8 protein-coding genes and 2 pseudogenes are annotated in these 17,506 nt (G+C 56.4%); all 10 read left to right on the forward strand.

Annotated features, from left to right (window positions below; genetic code table 11):
• Positions 1-103: 103 nt before the first annotated feature.
• The 10 genes and pseudogenes from BSK43_RS15980 (at position 104) to BSK43_RS16030 (ending at position 17,215) form a co-directional block, all read left to right on the forward strand.
• The gene (locus BSK43_RS15980; RefSeq protein WP_077472976.1) at positions 104-514 is read left to right on the forward strand and encodes a hypothetical protein; all 411 of its coding nucleotides are present in this window, start codon (positions 104-106) and stop codon (positions 512-514) included.
• A 976-nt stretch (positions 515-1,490) separates the two neighbouring features.
• Complete coding sequence (locus BSK43_RS15990) at positions 1,491-3,677, forward strand: type I secretion system permease/ATPase (RefSeq protein ID WP_136686990.1); 2,187 nt, start codon at positions 1,491-1,493, stop codon at positions 3,675-3,677.
• The gene (locus tag BSK43_RS15995) at positions 3,674-5,152 is read left to right on the forward strand and encodes an HlyD family type I secretion periplasmic adaptor subunit (RefSeq protein ID WP_136686991.1); all 1,479 of its coding nucleotides are present in this window, start codon (positions 3,674-3,676) and stop codon (positions 5,150-5,152) included. Before BSK43_RS15990 ends, BSK43_RS15995 begins: the two co-directional genes overlap by 4 nt.
• A gap of 67 nt (positions 5,153-5,219) precedes the next feature.
• Positions 5,220-6,953 (forward strand): rhomboid family intramembrane serine protease, encoded by a 1,734-nt coding sequence (locus BSK43_RS16000; RefSeq protein ID WP_169055415.1) that lies wholly within the window; start codon positions 5,220-5,222, stop codon positions 6,951-6,953.
• An 86-nt stretch (positions 6,954-7,039) separates the two neighbouring features.
• Positions 7,040-8,166: pseudogene (locus BSK43_RS16005) on the forward strand (IS3 family transposase).
• Between the two features lie 356 nt (positions 8,167-8,522).
• A pseudogene (locus BSK43_RS16010) lies at positions 8,523-10,093 on the forward strand (ISL3 family transposase).
• A 452-nt stretch (positions 10,094-10,545) separates the two neighbouring features.
• Complete coding sequence (locus BSK43_RS16015; RefSeq protein WP_077472447.1) at positions 10,546-11,343, forward strand: ABC transporter permease; 798 nt, start codon at positions 10,546-10,548, stop codon at positions 11,341-11,343.
• A gap of 2 nt (positions 11,344-11,345) precedes the next feature.
• Positions 11,346-12,659: an ABC transporter ATP-binding protein gene (locus tag BSK43_RS16020; protein WP_077472446.1), complete on the forward strand. Its 1,314-nt coding sequence runs from the start codon at positions 11,346-11,348 to the stop codon at positions 12,657-12,659.
• Complete coding sequence (locus BSK43_RS16025; protein WP_077472445.1) at positions 12,656-14,635, forward strand: methyltransferase domain-containing protein; 1,980 nt, start codon at positions 12,656-12,658, stop codon at positions 14,633-14,635. Before BSK43_RS16020 ends, BSK43_RS16025 begins: the two co-directional genes overlap by 4 nt.
• Before the next feature lie 36 nt (positions 14,636-14,671).
• Complete coding sequence (locus BSK43_RS16030) at positions 14,672-17,215, forward strand: glycosyltransferase family 1 protein (protein WP_281406638.1); 2,544 nt, start codon at positions 14,672-14,674, stop codon at positions 17,213-17,215.
• Positions 17,216-17,506 lie beyond the last annotated feature (291 nt).

The raw sequence follows: 17,506 nt of genomic DNA on the forward strand, positions 1-17,506 counted from the left end.
CGATTTGGCATATGGGTCAATAATCTCCCATGACGCGGTGTCGGCGCCTGGATTCTTGCAACCCAAGAATCGGCCGTGCCACTGCCAAGCAAATGAGATGAGAATGAAAAGCTATCGGACGATTTTCGCAGCAGTTTGCATGGCCATTCTTTCGATGCCGGCGAATGCTGCACCCGTTACGACCAAGAGTGGTTATGAATATGATAAAAACATGTTGGCTAATCCCGATGCCCTTAATTGGAACATCGAGCAATGTAGCCACAATGGCATCACTCCGGACGTTCAAGCGAAGCTCGCAAAGCTTATGAACGTTGAGCCATCTGAGGTCCGGCATGAATACTGCCGCCGTATTCTCACTGCCTATGCCAAGGGCGCCATCCCTTACGACGATTATGTTCAATTTGCTCAAGGTCACGTCATGACCGCGAGCATTGCGAGGGCGTTGCGGATCGCGGGTGCGCGTCCGGCAAGGCCGCGTCCTCAACACGAAAAGCTTTCCGGCTTTCACCAATAGCCCCACAGAGGATTCAGCATGTCGAAACTATTGATCTTATCCTCGATCCTGTGTGGAGCCGCCGCACTGTCGGGCTGCGTAACGAGCAACGCGGATGGTGTCCGGCAGATTAATGACCATGCGTTTGCCGTGAGCGGTGAACGGACGCGGATCGGGCGCGATTGGAGTCTTAACCCTGATTGTAGCGTGCGGGGAAACCCTTCCGTTCGCGTCCTGCAGGAACCGAAGCATGGCAAATTGGCGATTCAGCGAGAGGATGTTTTTCCATATTGGAAGGACGGAAAGTGCAATTCCAAGAAGGTGGCTGGCAACGCACAATACTATACCTCTGATCGAGGATTCGTTGGCACAGATAGAGCGCTTACACGACACTCCTACGCAAATGGCGTCGTTCAAGATGTCACGACCGAGATCAAGGTCGTAAAATGAGATGGTTCGCGGAATGGGCGTGCCTTGCACCCGCGCCAAGTCTCGCATCCACCAATCCACAATGTGCTTTAAGCTGTAAGGACTAGGAAACTATGCGATCCCCTCTCGTGGCTTTCTCCTTGGTTATTGTCGCCATATCAGCCTCAGGATGCGTTACCACATCGGCGGACGGCGTGAGGCAGGTGAGCCACCACAAGAGCGTAACAAGCGGCCATCGTGAACGTGTTGGACGGGCTTGGCACATCAACCCTGATTGCAGCACGGCTGGTTCGCCAACTATACGTGTTGTCGAGCCGCCCACGCATGGGAAGTTGACGCTTGTTGCAGAGAAGGAGGCACTAACCGGCGCCAAAGGCGGATTTGCCAAGTGCAACTCAACGAAGCAGTCGATGATTGACTATTATTATCAATCGTCTCCGGGCTACAGCGGGAGTGACAGTTTTACCCTCCGCATTTCGTTCGGAAATGGGACCGTGAAGGACAGCGTTACCGGCATCCAAGTCCAAAAGTGAATCCGGCGCCGTCAAACAATCATCAGGCGATCCTTATGGACCAAACAATCACTGTTGAATCGACGAAACCGCCACCCGGTCCAGTGGACGCAGCGAAGCGCGCTGACAGCGGTCTTGCGGCAATTGCAGCGATCGCCGGCTACTTCCGCATTGCCTCCAATCCGGATGTTCTGGCGCGGGATCTGGCGCTGTCGAAGGAGGCCGGCCGCAACGACCTGTTGCGGGCCGCAAAGCTCGTGGGGTTGAAGGCCAAGCATCTGGAGATCCAGAGCGATGCCCGGCTGGCGACATTGCCCACACCAGCGATCGCCTGCCTGACCGACGGCCGGTTTGCCATCTTCGGTGGAGCGGCATCCGAGGGGACCTGGCGTGTCATCGATCCCGTCGATTTCTCCAGCCGCAATCTCGGCGCCCATGAGTTGCTGGCCGAGACATCGGGCCATTTCATCCTGCTGCAGCGGCGCCTGGCAGGGCCGGGGGCATCACAGGGCAATTTCGGGTTCAGATGGTTCCTGCCGTCGATCTGGCGCTACCGCCATGCCTTCGGGCACGTGCTGCTCGCCTCATTGATCGTGCAGATCTTCGCGCTCGTCACACCGCTGTTCTTCCAGGTGGTGGTCGACAAGGTGCTGGCGCATCGCAGCTATTCCACCCTGATCGTCCTGGTTATTGGCTTGGCCGCGGTCGGGCTGTTCGATGTGATCCTGCAATATCTTCGAACCTATGCGCTGTCGCACACCACCAACCGCATCGACGTCGAGCTTGGACGACGGTTGTTCCGGCATATGCTCAACCTGCCGCTTTCCTATTTCGAGACGCGGGCGACCGGCCAGACCATTGCCCGCGTGCGCGAGCTGGAGACGATCCGCAATTTTCTGACCGGGCAGGGGCTGTTCTCCGGTCTCGACCTAATCTTCACCGTCGTCTTCATCTTCGTGCTGTTCTCCTATTCCTCAAAGCTTGCCTGGATCGTCGTCGCCTCCATTCCCTTCTATCTGGCGATCGGTTTCCTGGTGCGGCCGTTCCTGAAGGAGAAGATCGACGAGAAGTTCGAGCGCGGCGCCTATAGCCAGCAGTTGCTCGTCGAGACTGTCGTCGGTGTACAGACGCTGAAGGCATCTGCGGTTGAGCCGGTTGTCGCCGCGCAATGGGAAGAGCGGCTGGCCGGCTACGTGCAGTCGTCCTTTGCCACCACCATGCTGGCCGCCAAGGGCCAGAATGCCATCCAGTATGTCAACAAGATCACCTCGGCGGCATTGCTTCTCTTCGGTGCGCAGGCCGTCATCAATGGCGAGTTGACGGTGGGCGCGCTGGTCGCCTTCAACATGATCGCCGGCCAGGTGTCGCAGCCGATCCTGCGGCTGTCGCAGCTCTGGCAGGATTTCCAGCAGGTGCAGGTGTCGGTGGCCCGTCTCGCCGATATTTTAAATGCTCCACCGGAACCAAGGCCAGAAGTCTCCGTCAGCCTGCCGAAGCCGCGCGGGTCGGTCACCTTCAGACAAGTAAACTTCCGCTATACCGCCGATGGTCCGGAAGTGCTGCGCGACATCTCGCTGTCGGTCAGGCCGGGTGAGGTGATCGGCATCGTCGGCCCTTCCGGTTCGGGCAAGTCGACGCTGACCAAGCTGGTGCAGCGCTTTTATATCCCGACCCGCGGCCAGGTCTTCGTCGACGGCCAGGATATCGCCCAGGTCGATCCGGCCTGGCTGCGCTCCAACATCGGTGTCGTCCTGCAGGAGAACATGCTGTTCAACCGGACGATCCATGACAATATCTGCCTGGTCAATCCGTCGATGTCGCGGGCGGGCGCCATGCAGATGGCGCGGCTGTCCGGCGCCGACGAGTTCATCGCCAAGCTGCCGAAGGGCTATGACACGCTGATCGAGGAGCGCGGCGCGAATCTCTCCGGCGGCCAGCGGCAGCGCCTGGCGATTGCCCGGGCGCTTGCCACCAATCCGCCGATGCTGATCCTCGATGAGGCCACCAGTGCGCTCGACTATGAGAGCGAGCGCATCATCCTTGCCAATATGCGCGAGATCGTCAAAGGCAGGACCGTCATCATCATCGCCCATCGGCTGGCAACCGTCCGCCATTGCGACCGCATCATCGGCATGAAGGATGGCCGCATCGTTGAGGAGGGCACGCATGACACACTGCTTGCGCGCCAGAACGGTCTCTACGCCCATCTGTGGCAATTGCAGACGGGGCTGAACCAGCCATGAACCAGGTGGTCAAGCCTCCCAGGCACCCGGGCAAACCTCAGCGCCGCACGCGAACCGAGAACGAGTTCCTGCCGGCGGCACTTGAGATCCTCGAGACGCCGGCCTCGCCGGTCCGCACCGCCTTCATCTGGTTCATCGCCGTGGTCGTCGCTGCCACGCTCATCTGGAGCTATCTCGGCACCTTCGACATCGTCTCGACGGCACAGGGCAAGATCCAGCCGACCGGCCGCGTCAAGGTCATCCAGTCGATCGAGGTCGGCAAGGTGAGATCTGTGCCCGTCGCCAACGGCTCGCACGTCAAGGCCGGCGACATCGTTGTTCAGCTCGACGATACCGAACTCAAGTCCGATGAAGAGGCGATATCAGTCAATCTCCAGGCCTATCGTGGAGAGATGGTCCGTCGCAAGGCGGTTCTGGCAACCGTCGAGCAGTGGCGAGACCAAGGCATATGGACGGTCGAGAAGGTGATTTCTGACGCTCCGCTGGCCTTTGCAGATGATACGCCTTCCAGCATTCGCGACCGGGAACAATCGATCTATCGAGCCGACCTGTCACAGCTTGCTTCCAACCTCACCAATCTCGCTGCACAACACACCCAGAGCCAGGCAACTGTCGCCCGGCTGCAGCAGACGATGGTGGCGCAGAAGAAGCTGGTCGACACACTCAACGAGCGGGTTGCCATCCGCTCCTCGCTTGTTGATCAAGAAGCCGGATCCAAGTCTGGTGTCATCGATGCGAAGGAAACGAGCCAGAAAGAAGAAGCGACGCTTGCCGAGGAGACCGGTCAACTCGAAGAGGCCAGGGCATCGCTTTTTGTGACGACAAGCGATGGCGAGAAGACGGTTCAAACCTTTGTCGCAGACAATGTTCAGAAGGCAGGCGATGCATCGCGTCAGGCCGACGAACTCGACCGGCAACTGGTCAAGGCCCGCAATCGGCGGCAATCGATGACAATCATCTCCCCGATTGACGGCATGATCCAGTCGTCCTCGATCAATACCGTCGGACAAGTCGTCACGACCGGTGTCGATCTCATGCGGATCGTGCCTGACAATTCGGTGCTTGAGATCGAGGCCTACATTCCGAACAGCGATATCGGCTTTGTATCGGTTGGGCAGCCGGCGGTGGTCAAGGTCGAAGCATTTCCGTTCACGCGCTATGGCGTGATCCATGGCCGTGTAACCGCAGTTGCGACTGACGCTATCCCCGAGCCGGACGCTAACCAGCTCGAGGGCGATCCAACCAAACAGCTGCAGGCTACCGTCCCAACAACCAACGTGCAACGGGTTCAAAACCTCGTCTTTCCGGTGACCATCAGGCTCGATACCAGCACCATGAATGTCGATAGCAATTTGGTCACGTTGTCCGCCGGCATGGCGGCCACCGCCGAGATCAGGACCGGCAAGCGCAGGATCCTCGAATATCTGTTCTCGCCGATCGTCGAGGTCACCTCGCAAGCCATGCAGGAGCGATGAGGCCGCCTGCTCCGATCGGCGAACTTGGTCGCTGCTTATGACAGAATTTCAATTTGAGAGCTTCACAATGGATACACAGGTTCCTCAAAGAACGGAGTTTGCCTATTACAAGGGTAGGGTCCTGCGTTTCTCTCTCATACTGCTAATCTTTACGGCGGGGCTCGCCGCTGCACCCTTCCTTCCCGAAAGGCCGGGGCAATCTCACCCGAGCGCGGTTGTATTCTTGCCTATCGCCGCTCTCAGCGGCCTGCTCGTGATTGCGATGCTGCTCAAGATTGTGAAAGCAGGACCGGGCCTTGCTATATCGAGCGCCGGAATTTTCATCGAAAGTTACGCCGATGAAACAATACCCTGGCGCGCAGTTCGGGATATCCGACGATATAAACGTAGACGGACCGATCAAATGTATGTCGATCTGGATCCGGCGGTGGCGCGAACGTTGACAAGGCGTGGCCTCGCGCGCTGGGTCCCGAAAGCCTTGCGAGTGTCGGAAGCCACAGCGGTCATTTCGCTGAGACTGCTATTGGGCAATCCGAACTGGATATACGATGAATGCACGGATTTTCTTGCGAAGGATCGAGAGCAGCAAGCGCTGGCGGACGGTAGCTTGCCCTCAGCTTCTCAGGTTCAAGACGATGCCGGCCCGATCTTTAATCTTAAGGGGCGGCCGACTTTTACCTACGTTCTCATCGTCATTCTGATCGTTATCTATGCCGCGGAGCTTAAATTCGGTGTTGTTGTGCCAAAGGATGGTGCGCCAAGCACCCAGACGCTGCTAGTGCTCGGTGGGACCTTCCGTCAAAGGATCTTGGTTTATGGCGAGTGGTGGAGGTTGGTGACGGCTGCCCTGCTTCACGGCAGTATCATGCATCTTGTCTTCAATTGCTTTGCGCTGTGGCGGGCTGGTATCTTGCTGGAACGGCTCATTGGCTGGCGTTGGTTTGCCGGGCTCTTCTGCATCAGTGCTATTGGCGGCTCCATAGCATCGCTTTTGATCAACCCTTCCAACATAGTTGGCGTCGGCGCTTCTGGTGGTATCGTCGGCCTGTTCGCCGCTGTGATCGTTGCAAGTTTTCATTTTCCGTCCGGTCCATTGCCATCCATCCTGCGGGTGGGAGCAATTCAAATTCTCGTACCCTCGCTGCTGCCGTTTTTTGCCCAGACAGCCGGTGGCATGCAGATCGATTATGCTGCTCATCTGGGCGGAGCGCTCGCCGGCGGAGCAGTTTCGTTGGCGTTGCTCAAGGTTTGGCCACGCCAGCAGCTTCATCCCCGTTTCAGTACGGCAGCACTCGTCGGCGGCATTGCGTTTGCTGTCGTCGCACTCGGTTCGATTTGGCCGGTCAGCCAGCTCCGTGCCGGCTATCTCGCCGATCCATTCGTTCAATATTTTCAGGGGCAGTATCCGCTGGCGGCTGACGACTTCGCAGCAAGGGTCGCGCTGGACCCGGAAGCCGCGCCTTACTATCATCTTTGGCGCTTTCTCGCCCAGACCCGAGGCAATGACGGTCAGGCGGCAACCGATCTTCGTCTTGAGGCGGGCAAACTGGATCAAGGCAAATGGCCTTACCCAGTTTATAAGCTCTTTCTCGGAGAACTGAGCCCCGAGGAAGTTACCGCGAAGGCCACCAATAGCGACAGCCTTTGTGAGGCTATATTCTATGTTGGTGAGTGGCATATGTTACGCGGAGAGACCGCCGATGCTACCCAGAAATTCAAAGCCGCTCTCTTGTCCTGTCCGCATACTTTCATGGAGTATGAGGGCGCGGCCGGCGAGCTGAAACGGCTTAAGAGGTTATAGAGCCAAGGGTAGTATGAAGGTCCGGCGTGAATAGCCCCCAGATTTGTAGACACCTTCTTTCCTAATTTTGGGGCAAGAAGAGCATCATGAGCAAATCGAATTTCTGCGAAGAGTTTAAGCGTGACGCGGTGCGCCAGATCACGGAGCGAGGCTATCCGGTTGCGGAGGTTTCGCAGCGTCTCGGGGTGAGCCAGCATTCGCTCTACGAATGGAAGAAGAAGTTTGCTGCGCCGAATGCCAAGGGCAACGACGAGGCCGAGGAGATCAGGCGGCTGAAGAGGGAACTGGCTCGCGTCACCGAAGAGCGAGATATCCTAAAAAAAGCGGCCGCGTATTTCGCCAAGGATGCAAAGTGAAGTACGCGTTCATTGCTCTGCATCGCTTGCAGTTTTCGGTGCGGACGATGTGCCGCCTTCTGCGGGTTCATCCCAGTGGATTTTACACCTGGCTGAAGAACCCGCTGAGCAGGCGAGCCAACGAGGACAAGCGACAGACCGATCTGCTCCTGAAGGCGTGGGAAGAGGGCGGCAACGTCTACGGTTATCGCAAGCTGCACGATGACCTTCTCGATCAGGGAGAGATGTGCTGCCCGAACCGGGTTGCGCGTCTGACCCGGCTCGCCGGGATCAAGGCGCAGATTGGCTACAAACGCCGTCCCGGCATCTATGGCGGCAGGCCTTCCGTTGGTATCGACAACACGCTCGACCGGCAATTTGACGTGGCGGCTCCGGACAAGGCTTGGGTCACGGACATCACCTACATCCGGACCTGCGAAGGTTTTGCTTATCTTGCGGTTGTCATTGATCTCTACTCCCGCCGGGTGATCGGCTGGGCAGTGCAGAGCCGCCAGACAACCGACGTCGTATTACAGGCTCTGCTCATGGCGGTGTGGCGACGCAAACCGAAGGACAAGGTGCTGATCCACTCGGACCAGGGTTCGCAGTTCACCAGCATGGACTGGGCCTCATTCCTCAAGCACCACAATCTGGTGCACTCGATGAGCCGACGCGGCAACTGCCATGACAATGCGGTGGCCGAAAGCTTCTTCAATCTTCTGAAGCGAGAGCGGATACGTCGCAGGGTCTACCGTTCACGCGATGAAGCTCGCTAGGACGTGTTCGACTACATCGAAATGTTCTACAACCCGAAACGCAAGCACGTCAGGAACGGGATGCTGCCACCCGTCGAGTTCGAAAGACAGCAGAAAATCTAACCCGAGGGTGTCTACGAAACTTGGGGCTATTCACGGGTCCGGCAAAAGTGTTTTCGAGGGAGAAGGTGTGTGGACCCGTTCACGCGATTTTCTATTGCCGTATCCATACACTGATGAAGCAAAAGTATCTCGGCAGAGGAATGCCCGTGAGGCATTTGGTCATTTTCGCGAGCACATCTGCAAGCCCAAGGGTTAGGATGTTGAGTTTCAGCTAGATTTTCGCCACTTTTTCATTTCGCGTTGTACCACCTAGTTGCATTTATGGTGTTGATCAGAAACGCTTTTTTCGCAGTGTTAGGAGATCCGTCCGAGGCTTTGACTCACATTTGCTGCTATTACGGATGACGCTTTTGCTGATGCATCGGAGGATCAGCTATGCAAGACGATTTCAACAGGCGAGCCTCGCTCCGTCCGGCTTTGCAGTCGATGAAGTGGCGGTTGTCGTAGAGTTCGTTCAAGTTCGGCTGCGATCGCGCGCTCCCTCAGGAACTTGCCCAGCCTGCGGGCGACAGAGCCGACGAGTTCAAAGCCGGCATCTGCGCCGGCCCGCTGACCTGCCCTTCAGCAGTCGGCGAGTCGAGCTGGCAATCGTGGCGCGTCGGTTCTGGTGCGATGCCGTTCTGTGCGTTCGGCGTATCTTTTGCGAATGGTTGGATAATGACGTGTTGGCATGTTACGGTCGGCGCACCCAGCGGTTGGAGACCATCGTCCACCACCTGGGTTTGGCGCTCGGCGGCAGACTGGCGGCCTTTGCCAATCGTCTGATGGTGCCAGTGAGCAACGACACACTGTTGCGGGTGGTTTGCCGCCGTATTGCCGATCAGAACGATGAACTCACCGTAATAGGCATTGATGATTTTGCCTTCAGGCGCGGCCAAACCTATGGGACGATCGTCTGCGATCTCGAGCGGCGGAAGTCCGTCACCCTGTTACCGGATCGAGCATTGGATACGTCTCGAGCGTGGCTTGCCGGGCACCAGTCGATCTCCATCGTCGCTCGCGATCGGGGCGGCGGCTATGGTGAGGCTATCGCAAAGGCCCTACCTGATGCCGAGCAGGTCGCTGACCGTTGGCATCTGATGGAGAATTCCAGCCGAGCGTTCCTCGATGCAGTCGGCAAGTCGATGCGACAGATCAGGTAGGCGGTCGGCAGCAATGTCGTTGATCCCAAGCTTCTGACTTACGCTGAGAAACTGCAGTACGAGGGATATCTGCGCCGTCGGTAAACAAACGAGGCGATCCGGGAGTTGTCGAAGAAAGGAACGTCAATTCGCCAGATCGTTCGGCAAATCGGTCATAGCCGGAAGATTGTCCGCGACGTTTTGAGGGGCCAACGCCTCGACGTCTTTCGAACACGGCCCAGCTCGTTGGATAGCTGGTTGCCGTGGCTCAACAGTCGCTGGGACGACGGTGCCCGAAACGCCTTGGCACTCTGGCGCGCGATGAAAGCGAAGGGCTTTCCGGGGCAAAGCGGGGTCGTCTCGCAATGGGCTCAGCGTCGACGTCTTGCAGAGAAGGCCAACCAGAGCGGGCTTGCGCGAACGCCATCAGGGCGGGTCCTCGCCCGGTGATGACAACCGCACGCGATGACTTGGCAAAATCCGAGGCGATCCTTGTGGCGGCAATCGAAGTGAACGTTCCGGAACTAATCGTTGCCCGCACGACCATTGGCGACTTCCAATCCATGATCCGCTCCAAGACGGCACGAAAGCTCGACGAATGGCTTGAAGCAGCTAAAAACAGCCTGGTCGGATCGTTTGCTGGTGGCGTTGGAAAAGACCTCAATGCCGTGAGAAACGCAATCATCTCACCGTGGTCGAACGGACAGACGGAGGGTCAGATTACGCGACGGAAGCTCATCAAACGCCGGATGTACGAGAGAGCAAAACTGGGTCTGCTGCAGGCGCGTTTGATCGGCGCACCGTAGGGCTACACATCAGCAAATTTGCGGCAGAGCCAATTCTCAATGGAAATATCTGCGGCCAATGGGGCAGTTCCTACCGGAAATCAACGACCTATACTCCTATCAACGGCTTAGAAGTCATGCGCACTCCAGAAGATTGCCAGTACATAAAACCGAGAAATATACAGCCAGCAATATTGAGAAATATTTATCTGATACCAATACCACAATCATATGCGATAAGGTGACGTTGCCTGATTGTCGACTGAGGATTGCAATTAGGTATCGGATCGGCGGTACACCGCGCACATGAGAGAGGCGGCGTAGGTGTCTGCTCATTATTATGACTGCAGGAGAATAACGCATCAATCTATAGGAATTGGTGTGGAATAATCCTTATTTCTGCCTAGAACTCATTGTGAGGCACAGGATAATAGAGAAGTAGATTTGTTGCCTAATGCATTTGGAACTGTCGCATGATCAATGATTTGATGAAGAGTATCATTCGATATCGCGGGTTTATATTTGGCAGTGTCAAGCGCGATTTCCAATCCCGTTATCAGAACAGCTTCCTTGGTGCCGCCTGGCTGATATTGCAGCCTGTAGCAATGATAATTGTTTATACGGTGATATTCTCGAAGGTGATGGGTTCCCGACTGGCAGGTATGCCAGGGCCTTTTTCCTACAGTATTTTTCTGTGTTCCGGCGTCTTGACCTGGGGGCTGTTCACCGAGACCCTCAACGGTCTGGCAAACGTATTCATATCGAATGCCAATGTACTGAAGAAATTGAATTTTCCAAGAATCTGCCTGCCGATTATCGTTTCGCTGTCGTCCTTTGTGAATTTTCTTATCATATTTGGGTTGTTCGTAGTTTTTTTGATTATTATCAATAATTTCCCGGGGATTTCCTTCTTTTATGTTTTTCCTATACTTATAATTCAAATGCTCTTTACGATAGGTCTTGGGACTATATTGGGAGTAATGAATGTTTTCGTTCGCGATGTGGGGCAGTTCCTGGGAATCGTGCTCCAGTTCTGGTTCTGGCTAACTCCCATTGTTTACGTAGCTAAAATCCTGCCTGATTCGGTCAGGGATGTCATATCCTGCAATCCAATGGCGATCATTATCATGAGTTACCAAAATATATTCATATATAACGTGGACCCGGACTGGCTGTCACTGTTTTTTGTCTTTGTATTTTCCTTGTGCCTTGTTGCAATAGGCTGGCGTATGTTCAAGAAACATTCTGCAGATATCGTTGATGAGCTCTAGATATGGGAAGCGTTGCTGTTAACGATGTTGCGAAATGCTACAAATACTATACTTCAAAGTGGCACCGCGCCTGGGAGAAGCTGTATCCGGGAAAGTCGGAGTGGCACACCAAGAAATGGGTGCTGAAGGAGGTTTCGTTCGGAATTGGGACGGGGGAGTCGGTCGGGATCGTCGGCGTTAACGGCGCCGGTAAAAGTACGCTTTTGAAGCTCCTTACGGGAACGACGCAGCCGACGCGCGGTACCATCCAGGTGAATGACAGAGTGGCTGCGCTGCTGGAACTCGGGATGGGGTTTCATTCCGAATTCACTGGCCGACAGAATGTCTACATGTCGGGGCTGATGATGGGCTACAACCGTGGCCAGATGGACGAGCTGATGCCCGGGATCGAGCAGTTCGCGGATATCGGCGAATATATCGACCGACCCGTTCGCGTTTATTCCAGCGGCATGCAGATGCGCCTGGCCTTCGCTGTCGCGACGGCCTCCAGGCCCGGTATTCTCATCATCGATGAGGCTCTTTCGGTCGGCGATTCGCGTTTTCAGGCGAAATGCTACGCGCGCATTTCGGATTACAAGAAGCAGGGGACGACTTTGCTGCTGGTTTCGCATAGCGTGGGTGATATCGTGCGGCATTGCGATCGCGCCATATTTCTCAAGGGCGGCACCATCGGCATGGATGGGTCAGCGCGCGATGTGACGAACCGTTATCTCGATGAGTTGTTCGGCAAGCCGCAGTTCGAAACCGCAATGAAAGAGGGCCCTGCCGCCAGTTCACCGTCGCGAACCGCGCTATCGACCGCGAATGACGGGGACGTCTATCACTCCCGCCATGGCTACCGTCCGGAAGAATATCGCTGGGGCCAGGGAGGGGCGGAGATCATTGACTACGACATACAGGTCGGCGGCACACATTATCCCCCGACCATCGACAGCGGCGAGCCGACGGAATTCTATCTGAAAGTCAGATTCGACGTGGGCTTTGACAATGTCGTTCCCGGGATTCTGATCAAGACGCTTGATGGCTTGTTTCTTTATGGCTCGAACTCGTTTCTTTCCTCGGCCGGCCGCGAAAACATCTCGGCGGAGCGGGGAGACGTGCGAATCTTCAGGTTCTCCATGCCACTCAATCTCAATAGCGGCGATTATCTCCTCTCGTTCGGCATTTCCGCAGGAGATCCGCAAGGAGAGATGACGCCCCTGGATCGCCGGTATGACTCGATAATCCTGCACGTCAGCAAGGGCATGGAGTTCTGGGGTGTTGTGGATTTGAAGGCCAAGTTTCATGCCGTGAACGAAGGCGGGCCGAGCCGATGAGCGATCAAAAATTACAGCGTATGGTCGCTGACCTCCCGGAACTCTATCAAGTCATCTACGGACATCCGGAATGGGACGGGGAGGCCGCGCGAGACTGCAGGGCTCGGCTGGTGATCATCGAAGACGCCTGCCGGCGGCTATCGAGACACCTGAACCGCCCGCTCAAGGTGCTCGACCTGGGATGTGCGCAGGGCTTTTTCAGCCTGAGCCTAGCCAGCAGTGGCGCAACCGTGACAGGGGTCGACTTCCAGGCTGAAAATATCGACGTCTGCTCATCTCTGGCGGAAGAGAACCCGGATCTACAGGTCTGCTTCGTCCAGGCTCGCATAGAGAACTTCGTTGAAACGCTAGACCCGGGTGAATACGATGTCGTCCTCGGATTGAGCGTGTTCCATCATCTCGTCTATTTGTATGGGGTCGAGTACGTCTCGCGCCTTCTGATGACGCTGATGAATGTTATCAATCTCGGGATTTTCGAATTCGCTCTCAGGGAAGAGCCTCTCTATTGGGGGAGTGCCCAACCCGACGACCCCCGCGACCTGATCGACGGCTGCGCCTTCCGTTACCAAATTGCATCTCATGAGACGCATCTGTCGCATGTGAGAAGGCCGATGTACCTCGTCAGCAACCGAACCTTGCTGTCCGATAATTTTTGCGATGAGTTCGAGCGCTGGAGCGCGCAACCTTATTCCGGCGCGCGCGAAGTGCATAATGGAAGCCGTCGCTATTATTGGGGTTCCGCGTTTTTCGGCAAGGTCTTCGATTTCACCTCGGGGCGGAAATCCTTTCCGCCGGAGGTCGGCTTGCGCAACAAGTCGGAGCTGATAGCCGAGACTGGATTCCTCGCACGGCCGCCGGAAAGCTTTGAAACTCCCCGGCTGCTGGCTTACGGGAAGAGTGCTCTGCAAGGGTGGATCGTAACGTCGGTCATCGATGGCGTACTGCTTTCCGATATGACCGGCGGCGGCAGGTCACTCGATGTCGACAGGGTCCTAAGCGACATTTTGCAGCAATTGGCCACTCTGGAAGACGCCGGCCTCTATCACGACGACATTCGCCTGTGGAACGTGATGTACGATCGGGCGAGGCAGCGTTTCAAGCTGATCGATTACGGCTCCATCGGAATGCATGCGAAGGATTGTGTGTGGCCGCACGATATCTTCCAGGCATTTTTTATCTTCGTGCACGAGCTTTTGATGCCCGATGTGGCCAAAGTCGAAAAGGCGCGCCCGCCCTTGCTGAGCCCGTTCCATCTCGCGCGCCCTTACGCGGGCTGGCTCTATGCGTTTTGGCAGAGGCCCGTTTCCCAATGGCGCTTTTCTCTGTTGGCCGAGCTATTCGAACAGCGGATGGCATTGCCTCAGCCTGCCGACTGCGAGCACGGCGTGGAGGCATGGCTGCGGGCGCATGAGTTGAATGTCCTGGAGAGGCTCCATCGCGAAAGTGATCTGCGCGACAGAGTGGACGGGTTGAGCAAAGACCGGCCAATGGTATTGGAAAGTCTGTCGCAGATGGAGGAGACCGTGTCCGCGCAGGCCCACGCCATCGCAGCCATAGAGGGGCGCCTGCAGGTACTGACAGACCGGTACGAGGCCTGCGCGGGGACCCTGCAGGCGGTTTATCGCAGCCGCTCGTGGAGGATGATGGCTCCCTATCGTTATCTCGGCCTGCAGGTCGCGCTTCTGCGGCAATACGGCATCAGACAGCGGTGCAAGCACTTTATCAAGCGCTTGTTCAGGCTGGCCGTGCGTCTGGCAAACCGCCATCCAGCCATGAAAAACCTGGCATTTCGCATCCTGCGGCTTTTGGGGCTTTACGGCTACGTGCATCGAATCCACCGCCGCATCATGCCGGTCGAAATCCCGCCGGCGGATGCGGCAGGCTACCTGCGGCAGCACATAACCGATCAGCTGGCTGATCGAAAATTGTTGCCGCCTGTGGTGAACGACCTCTTCGAAAAACTATCACGACGATGAAAGCAGCAGGGGTAGGAATTGCATATTCTTATTGATGTGCAGGGGTACCAGTCCGAAAGCAAGTTTCGCGGCATCGGGCGCAGCACCCTTGCCATGAGTCGGGCCATCATTCGCAATGCCGGCCCGCACAGGGTCAGCATCCTGATCAATGGCCTGTTCCCGTTGCAGAATGTCGAGGATGTCAGGAACGCCTATCGCGACATTCTGGCCGAAGAGGAGATGTTCATTTTCTCGGGGTACGGGCCAACTGCCTATCGCAACATGGATAACCACGAGCGCTTCGCGGCGGTGCGCCATGCGCGCGATGTCGCAATTGCCAACATCGATCCGGATATCGTCTACGTTACGAGCCTGTTTGAGGGCTACGACGATGACTTCACGGTCTCGATCCCGAAGGAGTCCCGCCAGTGGAAAACGGTGACGGTCTGCCATGACCTCATACCGCTCCTGAACAGGGAGCGGTATCTCGGCGATCCAAATTATCATAAGTTCTATATGGACAGGCTAGCGGAATTCGAGCTTGCGGATGCCGTATATGCAATCTCGAATTCGGTGGTGGACGAGGTCCTGAAGCATACGAACGTGCCACGAGAGCGGATCTTGAACATTTCGTCCGCCGTCGGTGATGAGTTCTGCGTTCACACCTATGACGCGGGGCGGCAGGGACGCATCAAATCCCGGTATAAATTGCCGGGTCAGTTCATATTGTCACTGGCGATGATCGAGCCCAGAAAGAATATCGAGGCGTTGATAGAGGCTTACGCCCTGCTTCCGAAGGCATTGCAAAGCGATTATCCCCTCGTTCTTGCTTACAAGGTCAGGCCGGAAGAGCTGGCACGCATCAAGGCGCTCGCGCAGAGCCATGGCGTCGATTCGGCGCATCTGATTTTCACGGGCTATCTCCCGGACGACGATTTGATCGCTCTTTATAACTTGTGCAAGGTTTTCGTATTTCCCTCCGTGCACGAAGGCTTTGGGCTGCCGGCCCTCGAGGCGATGAAGTGCGGCGCCGCGACCCTCGCGTCCAATGTGACGAGCCTACCGGAAGTGATCGGGTGGGACGAGGCGATGTTCGATCCCTATGACGTCAGGGATCTTTCCGGGACGCTGGAGAGGGCTCTGTCCGATGACGCATATTGGGCGGACCTTAAGAACCACGCGCTGACGCAGGCGGAGAAATTTTCCTGGGACAGGACTGCGCAGATGGCTATCGCCGGCTTCGACGACTTATTGGAGAAGCGGCCGGGGATCCCGGGTGGACCCACACGGCAAAGGAGCGGGGACGATATCAAGTCCGATGTGCTCGGCGCGCTTCGCCGGCAGAAGAAGTTAACCGATGCCGATATGCTGGGGCTGGCCTGGGCCATCGCCCGAAACAGCTTTCGCGATCATCGCCGCAAGCTGCTAATGGACATTTCGGTGCTGGCCGAGCACGATGCCAAGACTGGTATTCAGCGGGTTTCGCGTAGCATCCTCAATGCCCTCCTCTCCAAAAGGATTCCGGGTTACGATGTCCGGGCAATTCGTTATGCCAACGGCGATTGCTATCGTTACGCAAATCGGTTTGTGAAACGGAATTTCGGAATCGACTTCGGTGCCGACGAGCCCGTGCTGTTCGGCAAGGATGACGTTGTCCTTGTTACAGATTTGACATGCCATTTGTTTCCGGCAATCGAATCCCAGTTCGACATGCTGCGCCGCGCCGGGGGCAAACTCTACTTTGTGATCCACGATATCATGGCGTTGCGTCATCCGGAGTGGTGCGACGAAGGCATAAGGCGCTGGTTCCCCCTCTGGCTGCCGAGCTTGGCTTACCATGCGAACGGCCTTATTTGCGTTTCCGCATTCGTCGCGGATGACGTGCGCAACTGGCTTCACGAACATGCGGGATCGTTTCCCGTCAACCCTTACCTGACGATCGACAATTTCCACCTTGGCGCGGATATCGATTCCAGTCTGCCCAGCAAAGGCTTGCCAAAAAGCGCGCCGGCGCTCCTGAGCAGAATGGCTGAAGCCCAGAGTTTCATAATGGTCGGCACCATGGAGCCGCGCAAGGGGCACGCCCAGGTGCTTCGTGCTTTTGAGCGGCTATGGGATGAAGGCAAACAGTATAATCTGTTTATCGTCGGCAAGCAGGGGTGGAATGTCGATGACCTCTGCAGCGCATTGGAGACGCATCTCAGGCGCGACCGGAATTTGTTCTGGCTTCAGGATATCAGCGATGAATTCCTGAATCTTTTGTACGATAAATCCTCGGCCTTGATCTTTGCTTCCATGGGGGAAGGCTTTGGCTTACCCCTTATCGAGGCGGCCCACAAGGAGCTGCCCTTGATCCTGCGTAGGATTCCAGTTTTTGAGGAAATCGCTGGCAATCATGCGTTCTACTTCGAAAAGGACCAGCCGGCGGATCTGGCGCTTGCCATTGAGAAATGGATAGAGATGCGCGAAAAGGGATTGCATCCGCGTTCGGCGGGGATGCCGTGGTTGACGTGGGAGCAGAGCAAGGATCTTCTTTTGTCCAAGCTACCGCTCATCCAGCCCGCTGAAACTGATCGAAGGCAATCGGATACCTCTACCTGATCAGCGCTGCGGTTGATTTCTGGTGGTTTGGCTCTGCCGCAAAAACTATTGCTTGCCGAAAGAGCTGGAAAGAATTTCAGCGAGACTTTTGACGATCGCTTCAAAGTGGGGTCATTTTCAGTGTGAGATGATCTTGTGGGCGGTGCGATGGTGTTGCCGCACGGGGTCGGCTATCGCGACCTCAGGCAGATGATGGGCGAGTGGGATGTACCGGGCGATCATGCGACGATCTAGCGTAGGTTCAAAAACATGCGCCGGCGTTGGCTTAGGCTGTGGAGAAACACGCATCGT

The sequence above is a fragment of the Rhizobium sp. P44RR-XXIV genome (genome assembly GCF_001999485.2).
Lineage (GTDB): Bacteria > Pseudomonadota > Alphaproteobacteria > Rhizobiales > Rhizobiaceae > Rhizobium.

Bases quoted from the DNA above. Each gene is read 5' to 3' on its own strand.
- BSK43_RS16000 (WP_169055415.1), top strand. From the start codon at position 5,220: ATGGATACACAGGTTCCTCAAAGAACGGAGTTTGCCTATTACAAGGGT.
- BSK43_RS16020 (WP_077472446.1), top strand. From the start codon at position 11,346: ATGGGAAGCGTTGCTGTTAACGATGTTGCGAAATGCTACAAATACTAT.
- BSK43_RS16015 (WP_077472447.1), top strand. From the start codon at position 10,546: ATGATCAATGATTTGATGAAGAGTATCATTCGATATCGCGGGTTTATA.
- BSK43_RS15995 (WP_136686991.1), top strand. From the start codon at position 3,674: ATGAACCAGGTGGTCAAGCCTCCCAGGCACCCGGGCAAACCTCAGCGC.
- BSK43_RS15990 (WP_136686990.1), top strand. From the start codon at position 1,491: ATGGACCAAACAATCACTGTTGAATCGACGAAACCGCCACCCGGTCCA.
- BSK43_RS15980 (WP_077472976.1), top strand. From the start codon at position 104: ATGAAAAGCTATCGGACGATTTTCGCAGCAGTTTGCATGGCCATTCTT.
- BSK43_RS16025 (WP_077472445.1), top strand. From the start codon at position 12,656: ATGAGCGATCAAAAATTACAGCGTATGGTCGCTGACCTCCCGGAACTC.